Below are 15,267 nucleotides of genomic sequence, written 5' to 3' on the forward strand. Positions count from 1 at the left end.
AAGCGAAAATTTGCCTGATGCCGCACCGTAAGGTTGACAAAATGCCGCCAACGTGCTATTTTAAAACAACAAATGCAAGGAACGGGAAAAGTAGCGCGGGCCGTCCGGCCCAGAGAGTGCGGCACAGCTGAGAGCCGCGCCCGTGCGCCGCGTGAACGAACACCCGGGAGCAGCAAACTGAACACGGCAGCGCGTCTGCCGTTAAGTAGGTGCGCCGCAGGTCCAGCGTTACAGGGACAGCGCTTAAACAAAGAGCGCGTGAGCGACCGGACACTTCCGGTAATTCAGGTGGCACCGCGGACATTACAAGACAGCTTGTTCGCCCTGAACTTTCAGGGCAAAAGCTGTCTTTTTTGTTTATAAAGGAGAACTACTATGGAACGTACCGAGATCCTTTCGCTGTTCAAGAACACCCCGGCAGACGGCACCGAGATCACCGTCTGCGGCTGGGCAAAGAACATCCGCGACTCCAAGAACATCGGCTTCATCGCCCTGTCGGACGGCGGCTGCTTCAAGACTTTGCAGGTCGTGCTGGAAGCCGGTAAGCTGGCAAACTATGATGAAGTCATCCACACCGGTCTGTACAGCAGCCTGCGCATCAAGGGCAAGCTGGTGCTCACCCCGCAGGCAAAGCAGCCTTTTGAGCTGAACGCCGAGAGCGTGGAGATCCTGGGCGACTGCCCCGCCGACGAGTACCCCCTGCAGAAAAAGAAGATGAGCATGGAGTATCTGCGCACCATGCCCACCCTGCGCCCCCGCACCAACACCTTCAACGCCGCTTTCCGCGTGCGCAGCGTGGCAGCCTACGCCATCCACAAGTTCTTTCAGGAGAACGGCTTTGTCTACGCCCACTCTCCGCTGATCACCGCCTCCGACTGCGAGGGTGCCGGCGAGATGTTCCGCGTGACCACGCTGGATCTGGACAATCTGCCCAAGACCGAGGACGGCGCTGTGGATTACAGCAAGGACTTCTTTGAAAAGCCGGTCAACCTGACCGTTTCCGGCCAGCTGGAAGCCGAGGCCATGGCCATGGCCTTTGGCAAGGTGTACACCTTTGGCCCCACCTTCCGCGCCGAGAAGAGCTTTACCACCCGCCACGCTGCGGAGTTCTGGATGATCGAGCCGGAGATGGCCTTCTGCGACCTGAACGGCTACATGGACAACGCCGAGGCCATGATCAAGTACGTCATCCGTTATGTGCTGGACAACTGCCCGGACGAGATGGCCTTCTTCAACCAGTTCATCGACAAGGGCCTTGTCGAGCGTCTGGAGCTGGTGGCAAACAGCGATTTTGCCCGCATCAGCTACACCGAGGCTATCGAAATTCTGAAAAAGAACAACAAGAAGTTCCAGTACCCCGTGGAGTGGGGCGTGGATATCCAGACCGAGCACGAGCGCTATCTGACCGAGGTGGTGTACAAAAAGCCGGTGTTCGTCACCGACTACCCCAAGGAGATCAAGAGCTTCTACATGAAGCAGAACGCCGACGGCAAGACCGTGGCCGCAGCAGATATGCTGGTGCCCGGCATCGGCGAGCTGATCGGCGGCAGCCAGCGTGAAGAGGACTACGGCAAGCTGGTGGCACGCATGGACGAGCTGGGCATGGACAAGACCAACTACGAGTGGTATCTGAACCTGCGCAAGTTCGGCGGCGTGGAGCACGCAGGCTACGGTCTGGGCTTTGAGCGCATGATCATGTACCTCACCGGCATTCAGAACATCCGTGACGTGCTGCCCTTCCCCCGCACCGCATACGGCTTCTGAGAAGCGCACATACTGTAACTAAAGAAAGCCGCCGCCTCTGCGGCGGCTTTCTTGTTCTTCATTTTTCAACAAGGAGCACAAAACAAGTGGAAAACATTTCGCCCGCCCTCTTGGAGTGGTTTTACAAGAACCGCCGCAGCCTGCCCTTCCGGGAGGATCCCACTCCCTACCATGTGTGGCTCAGCGAGGTGATGCTGCAGCAGACCCGGGTGTCGGCGGTGCTGCCGTATTACTACCGCTTTCTGGAAGCGCTGCCGGATATCCCCGCGCTTGCCGCCTGCGAGGAGGAAAGGCTGCATAAGCTGTGGGAGGGGCTGGGCTATTACAGCCGGGTGCGCAACCTGCAAAAGGCCGCAAAGCTCGTCTGTGCGCAGTACGGCGGGCAGCTGCCCGCCGACTATGCCGCCCTGCGTGCACTGCCCGGCATCGGGGAGTATACCGCTGGTGCCATTGCGTCCATCAGCTTCGGCCTGCCCGTGCCCGCCGTGGACGGCAATGTGCTGCGGGTGTTTTCCCGCCTGTATAATGACCCGGGTGTGATTACAGAACCGGCGGTAAAAAAGGCCTTTACCGCCCGGGTCATGGAGCATCAGCCGCCGGAAAAGGCCGGGGACTACAATCAGGCGCTGATGGAGCTGGGTGCGCTGGTCTGCGTGCCCAACGGCGCGCCCCTGTGCGGGCAGTGCCCGCTGGCAGAGCTCTGCCTTGCCCGGGCGGCGGGCACCACCGCCCAGCTGCCCCAAAAGGCAAAGCCGAAGCCCCGCAAGATTGTGCCGGTAACGCTGGCGCTTGTGGAAAGCCCGGCGGGCTTTCTGGTGCAGCAGCGGCCGCAAAAAGGGCTGCTGGCCGGGCTGTGGCAGCCGGTATTGTGGGAGGACGAGCATCTTTTGCAGGCCGAGGTGCTGGCACGGCTGGCGGCACTGGGGCTGGACACCGGCACGGCAGCTCCCACCGCCTTGCCCGCCGCAAAGCACATCTTTACCCACATCGAGTGGCTCATGTCCGGCGTGCAGCTGCAAGTGGCGGCGCAGAGCGCCCCGGCGGGCTATGTCTGGGCAAGCCGGGAGCAGCTGCGCACCACCTACACCCTGCCCGGGGCGTTCCGGGCGTATAAGCCGCTGCTGCTGTGATTTTGGCAATTTGCTGTAATGAACCGCGCCAAAACCGGCACACTGCCCAAACTGCGCCCCGCAGCACCTTCGGGGCGTGAAAATTGGGGTGCAACGGTTGTAATTTTGGGCGGGAACGGGTATAATAAAAGCTACAAGGCGGCACTGATCGCCGCTTGAATCAAGATCCTTTTGCGGGTCGCCCGCTGGAAAAATCAAGCTGAAACAACGTTTCAACTGCAAAAAGGAGTGTACTGAATCTATGAAAAAATCTTGCTTGGTCGCTGTGATCGCTGTTCTGGCTGCTGTGGCTGGTGCGCTGGCTGCTGTGGCTCTTTACCTGAACCGCCGCGAGAAGGAGCTGGACGAGTACGAGCGCCTGCTGTTCGGCGAGGATGACGCAGAAACCGTAGAGCCGGAGGAAGCCGCTGCTGAGGACGAGGCAGAATAATTCCCCCAAAATACCGGAAACTGCCGGGAAGATAAGCGCATCGGGGCGCACGGAGCAGTCTGTCTGAACGGACTTGCCCCGGTGCGCCCTTTTTGTACATAAGGAGAAGGAACATGAAGCGTTTTTTGCTTTGGCTCATCAGTGTGGCGCTGGGTGTGGTGGTGCTGCTGGCGGCTGTGATGGGGGTAAGCTATGCCTTTACCACCGAGGGCGGCTGCCCGGACGGGGCGGCGCAGTTCGGCGGGCAGGCGCTGGAAGCCAACGGCTCCTGCTGGCAGGTGCCGCTGCTGGGCGGGCAGCTGGATAAGGTCTTTGCCAGTCCCTCCACCCTGACCGTGCAGAAGCTGGGGGTGCTGTACACCGCCCACCCGGAGCTGACGTTGCCGGACTGGACGGGCTACACTGCCCTGACCATCCAGAATGCGACGGGGGATGTGCTGTTTGCGGGCAGCGCAGGGGAGTACCAGAACTTCCTCTTCCCCGCGAACGGCGAGTATAAGGCGGAGCTGACCGCATGGCGTGTGCCCAAGGGCGGGGTCATCACCCAGTTTGAGGGCGGCAGCACCGGGCAGCTGCGCAAAAACTTAGGGCTGGAGCGCCCGGCCAAGCCCACGGGCTGGTACCGGTACAGCTTCCGGTTCACCTTGCAGGCCAGTGCGGAGGTGGAGCTTTCCGCCGAGCGGGTGGAGCAGGGCGGCACGGTGGGCGTGCGCATCTCCGGCATGACCGGAGACGCCGTGCCCACCATCGAGACCGACCTTGGCAGCGTGCAGTGCGTGCGCGCCGCCGAGGGCTGGCGCGCCTATATCCCGGCAGCCTATAACGCCTCCTCCGGTGGGCATGAGGTGAACATCACGGTGAACGGCGAGACCATCACCCGCACCCTGACCGTGCTGCCGAAGGACTTTGGCACGGTGGAGGTGGAGGCCGAAGAACCCGCCCCGGAGAGCGCCAACGCCCAGTTCCGCAGTGCCATCTGGCCGCTGTACGAGGCTGCCGCCACCGCCAAGCAGTGGCAGGGCGGCTTTGTGCCCCCGGCTGAGGACTCCATGACCTTGGTGGACTACGGGCAAATCAAGGTAACGAACGGCCAGCAGGGCAGCCGCTCCAACTCCACAAAGCTGTACACCATCCCGGGCGCGCCCTGCCGCGCAGCGGCCAACGGTACGGTGGTGTTTGCGGGCAATCTGGAACTTACCGGCAACACGGTGGTCATCGACCACGGCTGCGGGCTGCGCAGCTACCTGTACGGCTTGCAGGAGCTTTCGGTCAGCAAGGGACAGACCGTGGAAAAGGGGCAGGCCGTGGGCGTACTGGGCGAAGAGCTGACCATGGACTTCAAGCTGGGCAGCAGAAGCGTGAACCCGCGCCTGCTGTTCCAGACTTCCGGCGGGTTGTTCTGGAAGGAAAACGACTGAGCCGTAAGATGCAGGAGGAACGACATTGAAAAAGAGGATCATTGCATGGACGGTGCTGCTCTCGGTATGCGCAGCAGCCCTTGGGCTGTGGTGCAGCGCCGCCGCCGGCAAAACTGCCCGCACCCTGCCCTGTGAGGACGAGGGACTTATCCTTTCCATCACCACCTTTGACGGCAAGAGCGAATCCAAGCCCTTTCTCAAGTGTTTCGGGCATACATGGATCGGGCTGGACAACCGCACCGGGCACACGGTCTACCTGAAAGACCGCGCCATCCCGGACGGCGAGATGGTCACCTTCTCGGTCTGGGCGGTGTCAGGGCTCTCGGGGCTGCTGTTCGATCTGAAACCGTGCTATATCGCCAATTACGGACGCTACTCCGGCAGGTTGTCCCTGAGCACCAATATCGGGGAGGAGCAGCTGAAGGTCATCGAGGACTACATGGAACAGCACGATAAATGGACAGTGAACAAAAATTGCAGCTACTGGTCGGTCCATCTGTGGAACGCGGTGGTGGGCGAGGATGCTGCCCTGAAGATCCGGGGCTTTGTCTGCACGCCCGAAAAAATTGAACAGGCCTTCAGCGCTTTTGACTGCGTGGAGGTGGACAAGGACTTCTCCCGCGCAGGCGGCATCTACTGCTACAAGGACGGAGAGAGAACGGAGCTGCAATTATGTTCATAAGATTCATCATAAGCAGGCTGCTGCGGGTCATCGTGTGCGCAGCGGCGGGGCTGTACGGCCTGTACAACGCCATCTCCTGCTTTGTCACCCTGTACAAAGCGGGGCACCAGCCCTACCTGATGGCCGGCGCGGTGCGGTTCGATTTTCAGGGCTACTACATGATGGCCGCCATGCACGCCGGCATCTGCCTGCTTTTGGGAGTGCTGGTATGGCTCTTCCTCAAGGGAACGAAAAAACTGCGGGAAAAGACCGCAGTCCGGTGAATTTGCGGATTTTTTGTAACGTTTTTCCTCTTTGTGCGTTATTGGGGTGAAAGGGCGCACGAAAGCCCGCAAAGGAGGAAATGACCATGAAACTGGAATGTGACGTGATCCGCGATTTACTGCCCCTGTACGCCGAAAAGCTTGCCAGCCCCGCCAGCAGTGCGCTGGTGGAGCAGCACCTTGCAGAGTGCCCTGCTTGCCGTGCAGAGCTGGAACAGATGGAAAAACCGGTGCCGGTGCAGCCGGAACCCCAGCCGGATGCACCGCTGCGGAGCATCCGAAAGACCATGCAGAAAAAGAGCATCCGCATAGCAGCGGCAGCGGTTCTGGCAGTGCTGTGCGCTCTTGGGCTGGTGTTCTGGATGGGCGGCGCAAAAACGCCGGTGACGGCAGAACAGGCGAAGATCTGGACTTACAATAAAAAGGAAAACGAGGCCAACCTCTGTGTGCTGGAAGTGCAGGGCGAAAACGTCTGGCTGGAACTGGAAGGCTCTTTTAACTGGGGCAAACCATCCGTTACCGTCCGGGCGGTGCGCTATACCTTCCCGCACATCCATGCCGCGCTGGAAGGGCTGCTGGGCACATCGGCTTCCGATACCAGCATCGCAGTTTCCGGCACACAGCTGCTGACAGTGCAATGCGCCGACGAGACCCGCTATTACAGGGACGGTCAGCAGGTGGAGCGGTTCATCCTGAAAAAAGAGGATGGGACACAGACCTATGTTTACGAATCCGAGGATGTAGTCACACAGGAACAAGGCGTGTTTGAGAAGGGCTGACTATGGACATTGAAACCATCTATCGGCTCTACTTCCGGGACGTCTGCCTGTTTTTGCAGGGGCTTACCCGCAGCGAAGCGCTGGCCGAGGAGCTGACGCAGGAGACCTTTTTCCGGGCACTGGACGGCCTTGAGGACTATGACGGCAAGCAGGATGTGCGGGCGTGGCTGTTCACCGTGGCGCGCAACGCCTACTACGACCACTGCCGCCGCGCAAAGCACGCCGCCCCGCTGGAAGATGCCGAAACAAAAGCTGCCGAAAGCCCGGATATCGCGCAGCTTTTGGTGGACAAGGATGCCGCCTTTACGGTGCACCAGTGTCTGCACGCGCTGGAAGAACCCTACAAGGAGGTTTTCAGCCTGCGGGTGTTTGGCGAACTGCCCTTTGACCGCATCGGAGCCATTTTTGGCCACAATGCCGCATGGGCGCGGGTGACCTATTACCGCGCCAAGACCCGCATCCAGACCATGCTGGAACAGCGGAAATGATCCGGAATGCCCTCCGTTTGAACCCTCTCAGTCACGCCTTACGGCGTGCCAGCTCCCCCGAAAGGGGGAGCTTTTTTGTGTGGCGGCAAGGTTTGCCTGTCCGGGAGTTACCCCTTCTGTGAAAAAAAGTGGCTCAGAAACGCCCGCAGGCGTTTCTGAGCCACAAATTATAATAATATTTTTTCCGCGGTTCAGACCTTCTCAGAGGGCTTGCTCAGGTCTACGCTGCGGATGATCTTGCGCACCGGCAGGATGCTCTTGGCGTTCATGGACAGCTCGTCCACGCCCATGCGCAGGAAGGTCTCGGTCAGGGCGGTGTCGGCACCCAGCTCGCCGCAGATGCCCACCCAGATGCCGTGACGGTGACCGGCTTCAATGGTCATCTTGATGGCGCGCAGCACGGCGGGGTGGTGGGGGTTGAAGAAGGGCTCCAGCTTTGCGTTCTGGCGGTCCAGTGCGCAGGTGTACTGGGTCAGGTCGTTGGTGCCGATGGAGAAGAAGTCGCACTCAGCGGCCAGCTCGTCCGCGATGAGCACGGCGGCGGGGGTCTCGATCATGGTGCCTACTTCAATGTTCTGCCCCATCTTGACGCCCTCGGCGGCCAGCTCGGCGCGGCACTCTTCCAGAACAGCCTTTGCGTCCTGCAGCTCCCGCAGGCTGGTGATCATGGGGAACATGATGCTCATGTTGCCGTAGGCAGAAGCCCGCAGCAGCGCGCGCAGCTGGGTCTTGAAAAAGTCCTTGCGGGTCAGGCAGATGCGGATGGCGCGGTAGCCCAGTGCGGGGTTGTCCTCGTGATCCAGCTTCATATAATCCACGGTCTTGTCTGCGCCGATATCACAGGTGCGCACCACCACCTTGCGGGGGGCAAGGCTTTCCACCACCTGCTTGTAAGCCTCGAACTGGTAGTCCTCGGTGGGGAAGTCCTTGCAGTTCAGGTAGACGAACTCGGTGCGGAACAGACCCACGCCGCCGGCGTCGTTCTGCTGCACAGCACCCACATCGCCCATGCCGCCGATGTTGGCAAATACGTTGATGGTCTTACCGTCCAGCGTGGTGTTGGGCTTGCCCTTCAGCTCCTGCAGCAGGGCCTGCTTTTTCTGGTCCTCCTGCTGGCGCTTTTTCAGGCTCTTGAGCAGGTCGGGGGTGGGGTCTACATACACACAGGCGTTGTAGCCGTCCACCACAGCCATCTTGCCGTCCCAGTCGTCCTGAATGTCCTTGCACTGGATCAGGGCGGGGATGTTCATGCTGCGTGCCAGAATGGCGGTGTGGCTGTTGGAGCTGCCCTCGCGGGTGATGAAGCCCAGCAGCAGGCTTTTATCCATGCGCACGGTCTCGGAGGGAGCCAGATCCTCGGCTACCAGAATGCTGGGCTCGGTGCCCTGCAGGGAAGCGTTGTCCACGCCCTGCAGAATGTCCAGCATGGCCTGTGCAATGTCCAGAACATCGGCGCTGCGGGCCTGCAGATACGGGTCGTCCATGGCAGAGAACACCGCAGCCTGATTGTTGCCGGCGGTCTTGACGGCGTACTCAGCGCACATCTTCTGCCCGTTGATGATCTCCTTGATGGCGTCCACAAAGTCGTCGTCATCCAGCATCATGGCGTGGATGTTGAACACCTCGGCAATGTCCTCGCCGGCTTCTGCCAGTGCCTTTTCGTACAGGGCGGTCTGCTGCTCAATGGCCTTCTGGCGGGCAGCTTCAAAACGCTCCAGTTCTGCGGCAGTATCTGCCACAGGAGCGGTGGAAATCGCGGTATCTTTTTTCTTGTAGATCTTCAGCTTGCCAATGGCGATGCCATTGAGCACGCTTTTGCCGGTGCCTACCTGCATAGCACGTTCTCCTTCCACTTACAGCCGGGCGTGCAGCGCCCGGCGTTTTTTCAAAAAAGCCCCCGCAGTTTCCCCGCGAGGGCTCGGCTTTTAAGCCGCGGCTCAGACGTTCTCGCTCAGGAACTTCTGGATGGCCTCTGCGGCTGCTTCTTCATCATCGCCCTCGACCTTGATGGTCACGGTCTCGCCCTGCTTGACGCCCATGCCCATCAGAGCCATCAGCTTGCGCATATCGCAGCTCTTGCCGTCCTTCTCGAGGGTGGCGGTGCTTGCAAAGCCCTTCACGGTCTTGACCAGCAGGCCGGCGGGACGGGCATGGATGCCGCAGGCATCCTTAATAGTGTACTGAAATTCCTTCATAATCATTTTCTCCTTACTGGATCCCTCTGCCCGGGCTGCACATTCAGCCCCGGAACATGGCTTTGCCAACGGGGATCGGTATACTACTATTATAAACCTGTACCGGTTTTTTTGCACCGTTTCATATTGCCGATTTTTACAAGAATTTTTTGTTATATTTGAACATACGGATGCTACAAAAATCCGTGTTTTGTCTAATTTTTGTCGAATCGTTTGTAAAAACTAGGCAGTTTGTGCAACTGCCGGACAAGAGCTTAAAAAAGGTCGTTTTTCCCCCGAATGCTGTCCCTATTCCACGGGGTAGCCCTCCGCGTCCAGCGGCAGCTCGGTGTATGGCGCTGCCTGCGGGGCGGCTTCGGGCTCTGTCTCCGGTTCGCCGGAGGTCTGCTGTGCGGTGCTGTCGGTCAGCTGCTCGTCGTGCCGCTCGCCCCAGTCGCCGCTGTAATCCTCGCCGGAAGTTTGTTTTGCCAGCTCGTTCTGTGCGTCCTGCAGCCCCAGCACCGTGCCGGAGGGTTTTTCCAGCAGATACGCGCCCACAGCCTTCTTTTTGTACACCAGCAGCACTCCGTAGCGGCTGGTCTCGCCGTTGCTTGCCGCCGGGAGCAGCGCCGACCATTTTTCCACCGTTTTGCCCTTGTAGCGGGCAAGATCCATGCCGCTTTGCTGCACCACCCCGTTGAAAGCGGAAAAGCTGTCGTCCCACTTGCGGGGAATTTTGACCTTATCCGCCGTGATGGACGCGCCGTCCACCTCCAGCCCGTAGCCGGTGAACCATGTCTGGATGTCCTGCGCACTTTCGATACGGTTCACCGGTGCAGCCACCGCCACCGTCCGGGTACTGATGAACCGCCCCAGCATGGCGCTGAACACCACCAGTGCGCAGCACGCCGCCCCTGCTCCCAGTTTTTTCAGGCTCGTTTTGCTCAGTGTGACCACAAACATATCCCCATGCCTCCCCGCCATTTGCGCTTGCATACTCTGCCACCAGCTTATGCACAAAAACAGGGAAGTATGCCCTGTTTTTGCGGCAGGGGGACGATTTAGAATGTGCTCCGCTGCGCTCTGCACATCATCAGCGGAAGAATTATTTTAAATTTCGCGTTTGTCGCGCTCTGCGGAGCGCTCCAAACGCCTTTTCACGGAAGGGGTTTGGAACGAACTCCCTCGGTCAAAACCTATCGGTTTTGCCAGCTCCCTCTGGGAGGGAGCCTTTGGCATGGTGGCAAGGTTTCCGACTAAAGTGCAAAGTTTGCGGGAGTGTCCGCTCCCCCTTAGGGGAGCTGTCGCGTAGCGACTGAGGGGCTATAAATGGAGAAGCGAAAAAAGCGTTAAAGCGATAGCGCCGACTGGCGCAGCGCTAGCTTTTTTGTGCTTCGACTTCTTCTTTAGGATTGTCAAGGGCGTGCAGCCCTTGGCCCGTTGCGGGGTGGGTGGAGTCCAGAGGTAGGGAGGGGGGAGTCGGAACACCCCTCCCTGCCTCTGGCCCAGCGGAGCGTCCCTGCACGCTGAAGGCAGGCAGAAACTTCCCCTGTGAAGCGGAGCGCATTTAAAATCCTCCCACGGCAAGAAAAAAGCTGCTGCACAGGGCGTGTGCAGCAGCTTTTGGGTGTTACCCGATGTAGCTGATATTGGCGTCCAGCTCGCCGCTGTAACCGTTGATGCGGGCCTTCTCGGTGCCCTGCCACAGATCACAGCCGATGGGGCTGGAGGAGACGCCGTAGTGGGCGTTCCAGATGGTGTAGCGGCTGCGCAGGGTGTTGTAGTTCACCCGCTTGCGATACCATGTGGTGGAGGCGTACACGCCGGGCTTGTAGCCCAGCGCCTTCACCCGCTCGCAGAAGGCGATGGCGCACTTGGTACGGTCCTCAGCGCCCAGACCGTCGGCGCGGCCGGTGCCGCCCGGGGCGGTGGAAGCCTCGGTGTCGTAGAAGATGGGGTAGTCCAGCATCCGGCCGTTCAGCGCCCAGTTGCAGGCTTCGGCCTCCTCCTGCGCCTCGGCCTCGTTTACGGCCTGTGTAAAGAAATACACGCCCACCTTCAACCCCGCGTTGCGGGCGTTGGTGAAGTGCTCTTCGAACATAGGATCCTTGACCAGGTTTCCCGCAGCGCCGTAGCCCCGGTAGCCGATGCGGATGATGACGAAGCTCACGCCGGATTTTTTGATCTTGTTCCAGTCCAGCCCGGACTGATACTTGGACACGTCGATGCCAAAGGTCACATTGTCCTGTTTAACGCCGTTGGCATCGAAATAATACAGCTTGCCGTCAATGGAGCGCAGCCCGGTGACCTTTTTGTTGGTGTTCTGCGCGTAGTAGTAGGTCTTGCCGTTCTCGGTGCGCCAGCCGGAGTAGGCCGGTTCCTCTTCCTTATCCTTGGTGCCGAACAGCCAGTTGAACAGCCAACGGAAAAAGCCGTTTTCATCGGTCAGGTCGATGCACTGCGCCTCGGCATCCTCCAGCGCGCCGGAATCCAGCGCCTGCTGGATCTGCTCTGGGGTCAGCAGTACGCTGTCCTCCGGGGTGTACTGGGCAGCGGTGTCGTTCTGGGTGGTGTCGTCCGCTGCGGGAGCCTGCGGGTCCTGCGCGGCCAACTCCGGGGTCTCTTCCAGCAGTATGGCAGGGGAGTTCTCCTCTTCCAGTGCGGTATCCTCAGCGGGCTGTACCGGCGTTTCCGGTGCTTCAACAGCTTCTTCCGGCGCAGCCGGTGCAATTTCGGCGGTTTCCGGTTTTTCCGTTTGCGCCGGGGCGGGCTCAGCCTGCTGCGTGGTGCTTTCCGCTGCCTGTTCCGGGACGGCGGCCGTGCTCTCCGCTGCTGGAGCAGGGTCAGCCGCTGCCGGGCTGCTTGCCTGCGGTGCCTCGGCGGTAACATGGGGCACGACCGCACCCACGGTCAAAGTTTCCGGCTGTGCAGACAGCAGGGTCGCTGCTCCTGCGCCGCCCACAGCCAGAACCAGCGCCATGGTCAGCGCTGCAATGGTTGTCACCGCCTTGCGGCGGGCTGTGCCGGATCGGTCAAATCGCTTTTTCATCTGTCGTCTCTGCCTCCGAATCTCCCGGTGGTGCAGCGCTGCGCTGCACCGGGTCTTTGCCCCTTGCCCGGGGCGGGCCCGCTTTTATTCCACGCCGCCCATGTGCTTATGATAAAAAGGACGGCGGATGATAACTTTACGCTTCCTCTAGTATACACCCGCACGCGGGGAGCAGTCAACGGCACAGCGGGCTTCTACACAAATTCTCCACCGGGGCAGTGTGTCGGAAAATGTTCCAAATGAAATACGTTCCGACAGGGCAGAACATTGCACAAAGCCGAAATTTCACAATTTTTCCAGCAACCCCTTGCTGTCTTGACAGGTGTATGGTATGATACAGGACATACGTTCGTAACCTTAACGATCTGTTTTGGATAGAAAGGCAAGTTTTATGTCGAAGCTGAAAGAATTTTTGGCGCGGAAGGATATCGTCATCTCTCCGCAGCGTTACCTCATTGACGCACTGGGCGCAATGGCACAGGGCCTGTTCGCCAGTCTGCTCATCGGTACCATCATCAAGACGGTGGGTCAGCAGACCGGTCTTGCACTGCTGGTGGATCTGGGCGGCTATGCCACGGCCATGAGCGGCCCCGCCATGGCCTGCGCCATCGGCTGGGCACTGCATTGCCCGCCGCTGGTGCTGTTCAGCCTGATCACCGTGGGCTACTCGGCCAATGCGCTGGGCGGTGCAGGCGGCCCGCTGGCCGTGCTCATCATTGCCATTGTGGCAGCAGAGCTGGGCAAGGCGGTAAGCAAGGAGACCAAGGTGGACATCCTTGTTACCCCGCTGGTGACCATTTTTGCGGGCGTCGGGCTTTCCATGCTCATCGCCGCCCCCATCGGCGCAGCCGCAAGTCAGGTGGGCACCCTGATTATGTGGGCCACCGAGCAGGCTCCGCTGGTCATGGGCATTCTGGTGTCGGTCATCGTGGGCGTGGCACTGACCCTGCCCATCTCCTCTGCCGCCATCTGCGCCGCACTGGGTCTGACCGGCCTTGCAGGCGGCGCTGCCGTGGCAGGCTGCTGCGCCCAGATGGTGGGCTTTGCCGTGATGAGCTACAAGGAGAACGGTGTGGGCGGCCTTGTCAGTCAGGGGCTGGGCACCAGTATGCTGCAGATGGGCAATATCATCAAGAACCCCCGCATCTGGATCGCCCCCACGCTGGCAAGTGCCATCACCGGCCCGCTGGCTACCTGCCTGTTCCACTTTGAGATGAACGGCGCGGCGGTCTCCTCCGGCATGGGCACCTGCGGTCTGGTGGGTCAGATCGGCGTCTACACCGGCTGGGTCAGCGATATTGCCGCCGGTACCAAGGCTGCCATCACCCCCATGGACTGGGCCGCCATGGTGCTGCTGTGCTTTGTGCTGCCCGCCGTGCTCAGCGTAGTGTTCTGCGAGGTGGAGCGCAAGCTGGGCTGGATCAAGGACGGCGATTTGAAGCTGAACTAAATAGTTATAGTTAAACCACCGGAGCGTCTGCGGATGCTCCGGTGGTTTATTTCTCTCTCTCTAACCCCATGAAAAAATACACTCAAATTGCATAAAAAGCGCATATATTTAAAAACATTTGAATAAAGATACAGATTAAACCAAAAGAAAAGCGAAACGGGCGCTATGTTTGGCAGTTTTTAGCATTGACGGAAAACCCGCGCTGCGTATAATAAAAGCATCAACCGCAAACGAAAGACAGAGGATGCGAAGGGAAATGCGCATCAGAGAACAAAAGTGTATTTTTATTAAAGGAGCGCGTTTATCATGAAAAAGGAAAACATCAAAAAAGTTGTGCTGGCTTACTCCGGCGGTCTGGATACCTCCATCATCATTCCCTGGCTGAAGGAAAACTACAACAACTGCGAGGTCGTTGCTGTTTCCGGTGACGTGGGTCAGGGCACCGAGCTGGACGGTCTGGAAGAAAAGGCCAAGGCTACCGGCGCATCCAAGCTGTATGTGCTGGACCTGAAGAAGGACTTTGTGGAGAACTACATCTTCCCCACCCTGAAGTTCGGCGCGAAGTACGAGGACTACCTGCTGGGCACCAGCTTTGCACGTCCGTGCATCGCCAAGGCACTGGCTGATATCGCCATCAAGGAAGGTGCAGATGCCATCTGCCACGGCTGCACCGGCAAGGGCAACGATCAGGTGCGTTTTGAACTGACCCTCAAGGCCCTGTGCCCGGATATGGCCATCATCGCTCCGTGGCGTGAGTGGGACATCGAGAGCCGTGACGAGGAGATCGACTACGCCGAGGCGCACAACATCCCCCTGAAGATCAACCGTGAGACCAACTACTCCAAGGACAAGAACCTGTGGCATCTGAGCCACGAGGGTCTGGATCTGGAGAACCCCGCCAACGAGCCCCAGTACAATAAGCCCGGCTTTCTGGAGCTGGGTGTCAGCCCCGAGCAGGCACCCGATGTTCCTACCTATGTGACCATCCACTTTGAAAAGGGCGTTCCCACCGCTGTGGACGGCAAGGAGATGGGCGCTGTGGAGCTGGTGGAGTACCTGAACCAGCTGGGCGGTGCAAACGGCATCGGTCTGCTGGACATTGTGGAGAACCGTCTGGTGGGCATGAAGAGCCGCGGCGTGTACGAGACCCCCGGCGGCGCCATCCTGTACAAGGCCATCGACGTGCTGGAGACCATCACGCTGGATAAGGAGAGCGCTCACTTCAAGGCACAGCTGGCACAGAAGTACGCCGATATCGTGTACAACGGCCAGTGGTTCACCCCGCTGCGCGAGGCACTGGATGCCTTTGCCGACAGCCTTGAGAAGACTGTGACCGGCGATGTCAAGCTGAAGCTCTACAAGGGCAACATGATCAACGCCGGTGTCACCTCTCCGTACACCCTGTACGATGAGCAGACCGCTTCCTTCGGCGTCGATAAGGATTACGACCAGTCCGATGCCACCGGCTTCATCAACCTGTTCGGCCTGTCCATCAAGGAGCGCGCAAAGCTGTCCAAGAGCTGGCCGGAGGTCAAGTAATCGCAACATTTTCGACTGCGTGTGTTTTCACACTTTCACACGCGGGTTCTCACACCGGCATCGTTGCCGGCGGCACCGCCGCAGGAGCGTTTTCCCCTGCG

Annotated in this window: 14 protein-coding genes and 1 other annotated feature; of the genes, 10 read left to right on the forward strand and 4 right to left on the reverse strand. The window is 59.6% G+C overall.

Translation table 11 applies throughout. The features are described 5' to 3' along the window. The first annotated feature begins 68 nt into the window (after positions 1 to 68). Positions 69 to 330 (forward strand) — a binding site (T-box leader). 45 nt (positions 331 to 375) lie between these two features. From asnS to MTP36_RS01115, 8 genes are all read left to right on the forward strand, one after another. Beyond that, positions 376 to 1,764, forward strand: coding sequence for an asparagine--tRNA ligase (gene asnS / locus MTP36_RS01080; RefSeq protein WP_097779388.1), 1,389 nt, complete (start codon positions 376 to 378; stop codon positions 1,762 to 1,764). 86 nt (positions 1,765 to 1,850) lie between these two features. After that, positions 1,851 to 2,894, forward strand: coding sequence for an A/G-specific adenine glycosylase (gene mutY / locus MTP36_RS01085; protein WP_249252894.1), 1,044 nt, complete (start codon positions 1,851 to 1,853; stop codon positions 2,892 to 2,894). 241 nt (positions 2,895 to 3,135) lie between these two features. Beyond that, entirely contained in the window at positions 3,136 to 3,324 is a 189-nt protein-coding gene (locus MTP36_RS01090; RefSeq protein WP_055186669.1) for a hypothetical protein, read from the forward strand. 113 nt (positions 3,325 to 3,437) lie between these two features. Beyond that, positions 3,438 to 4,742 (forward strand): murein hydrolase activator EnvC family protein, encoded by a 1,305-nt coding sequence (locus MTP36_RS01095; protein ID WP_249252896.1) that lies wholly within the window; start codon positions 3,438 to 3,440, stop codon positions 4,740 to 4,742. 25 nt (positions 4,743 to 4,767) lie between these two features. After that, positions 4,768 to 5,424, forward strand: coding sequence for a hypothetical protein (locus MTP36_RS01100; RefSeq protein WP_249252898.1), 657 nt, complete (start codon positions 4,768 to 4,770; stop codon positions 5,422 to 5,424). Beyond that, positions 5,415 to 5,687, forward strand: coding sequence for a hypothetical protein (locus MTP36_RS01105; protein WP_249252900.1), 273 nt, complete (start codon positions 5,415 to 5,417; stop codon positions 5,685 to 5,687). The genes MTP36_RS01100 and MTP36_RS01105 overlap by 10 nt, the downstream gene beginning before the upstream one ends. Before the next feature lie 86 nt (positions 5,688 to 5,773). Continuing rightward, a complete protein-coding gene (locus MTP36_RS01110; protein WP_249252902.1) occupies positions 5,774 to 6,466 on the forward strand; it encodes a zf-HC2 domain-containing protein in 693 nt (230 codons plus the stop codon). Positions 6,467 to 6,468: 2 nt separating this feature from the next. After that, positions 6,469 to 6,954 (forward strand): RNA polymerase sigma factor, encoded by a 486-nt coding sequence (locus MTP36_RS01115; RefSeq protein WP_249252904.1) that lies wholly within the window; start codon positions 6,469 to 6,471, stop codon positions 6,952 to 6,954. A 191-nt stretch (positions 6,955 to 7,145) separates the two neighbouring features. Here the strand turns inward: MTP36_RS01115 and ptsP are convergent, their stop codons facing one another. The 4 genes from ptsP to MTP36_RS01135 all read right to left on the reverse strand — a co-directional run bounded on the left by ptsP (position 7,146) and on the right by MTP36_RS01135 (position 12,177). Continuing rightward, entirely contained in the window at positions 7,146 to 8,789 is a 1,644-nt protein-coding gene (gene ptsP / locus MTP36_RS01120) for a phosphoenolpyruvate--protein phosphotransferase (RefSeq protein ID WP_249254447.1), read from the reverse strand. Positions 8,790 to 8,891: 102 nt separating this feature from the next. After that, positions 8,892 to 9,155 carry an HPr family phosphocarrier protein gene (locus tag MTP36_RS01125; protein WP_005925323.1) on the reverse strand — a complete coding sequence of 88 codons (264 nt, stop codon included), beginning with the start codon at positions 9,153 to 9,155 and terminating at the stop codon, positions 8,892 to 8,894. Positions 9,156 to 9,437: 282 nt separating this feature from the next. Next, positions 9,438 to 10,091, reverse strand: a complete 654-nt coding sequence (locus MTP36_RS01130; protein WP_129872664.1) for a DUF4830 domain-containing protein — start codon at positions 10,089 to 10,091, stop codon at positions 9,438 to 9,440. Between the two features lie 667 nt (positions 10,092 to 10,758). Next, on the reverse strand, positions 10,759 to 12,177 hold the full coding sequence (locus tag MTP36_RS01135; RefSeq protein ID WP_249252906.1) for a GH25 family lysozyme: 1,419 nt from the start codon (positions 12,175 to 12,177) through the stop codon (positions 10,759 to 10,761). Positions 12,178 to 12,568: 391 nt separating this feature from the next. Between MTP36_RS01135 and MTP36_RS01140 the strand changes: the two genes are divergently transcribed. Further along, entirely contained in the window at positions 12,569 to 13,627 is a 1,059-nt protein-coding gene (locus MTP36_RS01140) for a PTS transporter subunit IIC (RefSeq protein ID WP_249252908.1), read from the forward strand. Between the two features lie 306 nt (positions 13,628 to 13,933). Then, on the forward strand, positions 13,934 to 15,166 hold the full coding sequence (locus MTP36_RS01145) for an argininosuccinate synthase (RefSeq protein WP_249252910.1): 1,233 nt from the start codon (positions 13,934 to 13,936) through the stop codon (positions 15,164 to 15,166). Positions 15,167 to 15,267: the final 101 nt, after the last annotated feature.

It is taken from the genome of Faecalibacterium sp. I4-1-79 (assembly GCF_023347235.1).
In the GTDB taxonomy this organism is placed as follows: domain Bacteria; phylum Bacillota; class Clostridia; order Oscillospirales; family Ruminococcaceae; genus Faecalibacterium; species Faecalibacterium tardum.

Bases quoted from the DNA above. Each gene is read 5' to 3' on its own strand.
- asnS (WP_097779388.1), top strand. From the start codon at position 376: ATGGAACGTACCGAGATCCTTTCGCTGTTCAAGAACACCCCGGCAGAC.
- MTP36_RS01090 (WP_055186669.1), top strand. From the start codon at position 3,136: ATGAAAAAATCTTGCTTGGTCGCTGTGATCGCTGTTCTGGCTGCTGTG.
- MTP36_RS01095 (WP_249252896.1), top strand. From the start codon at position 3,438: ATGAAGCGTTTTTTGCTTTGGCTCATCAGTGTGGCGCTGGGTGTGGTG.
- MTP36_RS01105 (WP_249252900.1), top strand. From the start codon at position 5,415: ATGTTCATAAGATTCATCATAAGCAGGCTGCTGCGGGTCATCGTGTGC.
- MTP36_RS01110 (WP_249252902.1), top strand. From the start codon at position 5,774: ATGAAACTGGAATGTGACGTGATCCGCGATTTACTGCCCCTGTACGCC.
- MTP36_RS01115 (WP_249252904.1), top strand. From the start codon at position 6,469: ATGGACATTGAAACCATCTATCGGCTCTACTTCCGGGACGTCTGCCTG.
- ptsP (WP_249254447.1), bottom strand. From the start codon at position 8,789: ATGCAGGTAGGCACCGGCAAAAGCGTGCTCAATGGCATCGCCATTGGC.
- MTP36_RS01125 (WP_005925323.1), bottom strand. From the start codon at position 9,155: ATGATTATGAAGGAATTTCAGTACACTATTAAGGATGCCTGCGGCATC.
- MTP36_RS01130 (WP_129872664.1), bottom strand. From the start codon at position 10,091: ATGTTTGTGGTCACACTGAGCAAAACGAGCCTGAAAAAACTGGGAGCA.
- MTP36_RS01135 (WP_249252906.1), bottom strand. From the start codon at position 12,177: ATGAAAAAGCGATTTGACCGATCCGGCACAGCCCGCCGCAAGGCGGTG.
- MTP36_RS01140 (WP_249252908.1), top strand. From the start codon at position 12,569: ATGTCGAAGCTGAAAGAATTTTTGGCGCGGAAGGATATCGTCATCTCT.
- MTP36_RS01145 (WP_249252910.1), top strand. From the start codon at position 13,934: ATGAAAAAGGAAAACATCAAAAAAGTTGTGCTGGCTTACTCCGGCGGT.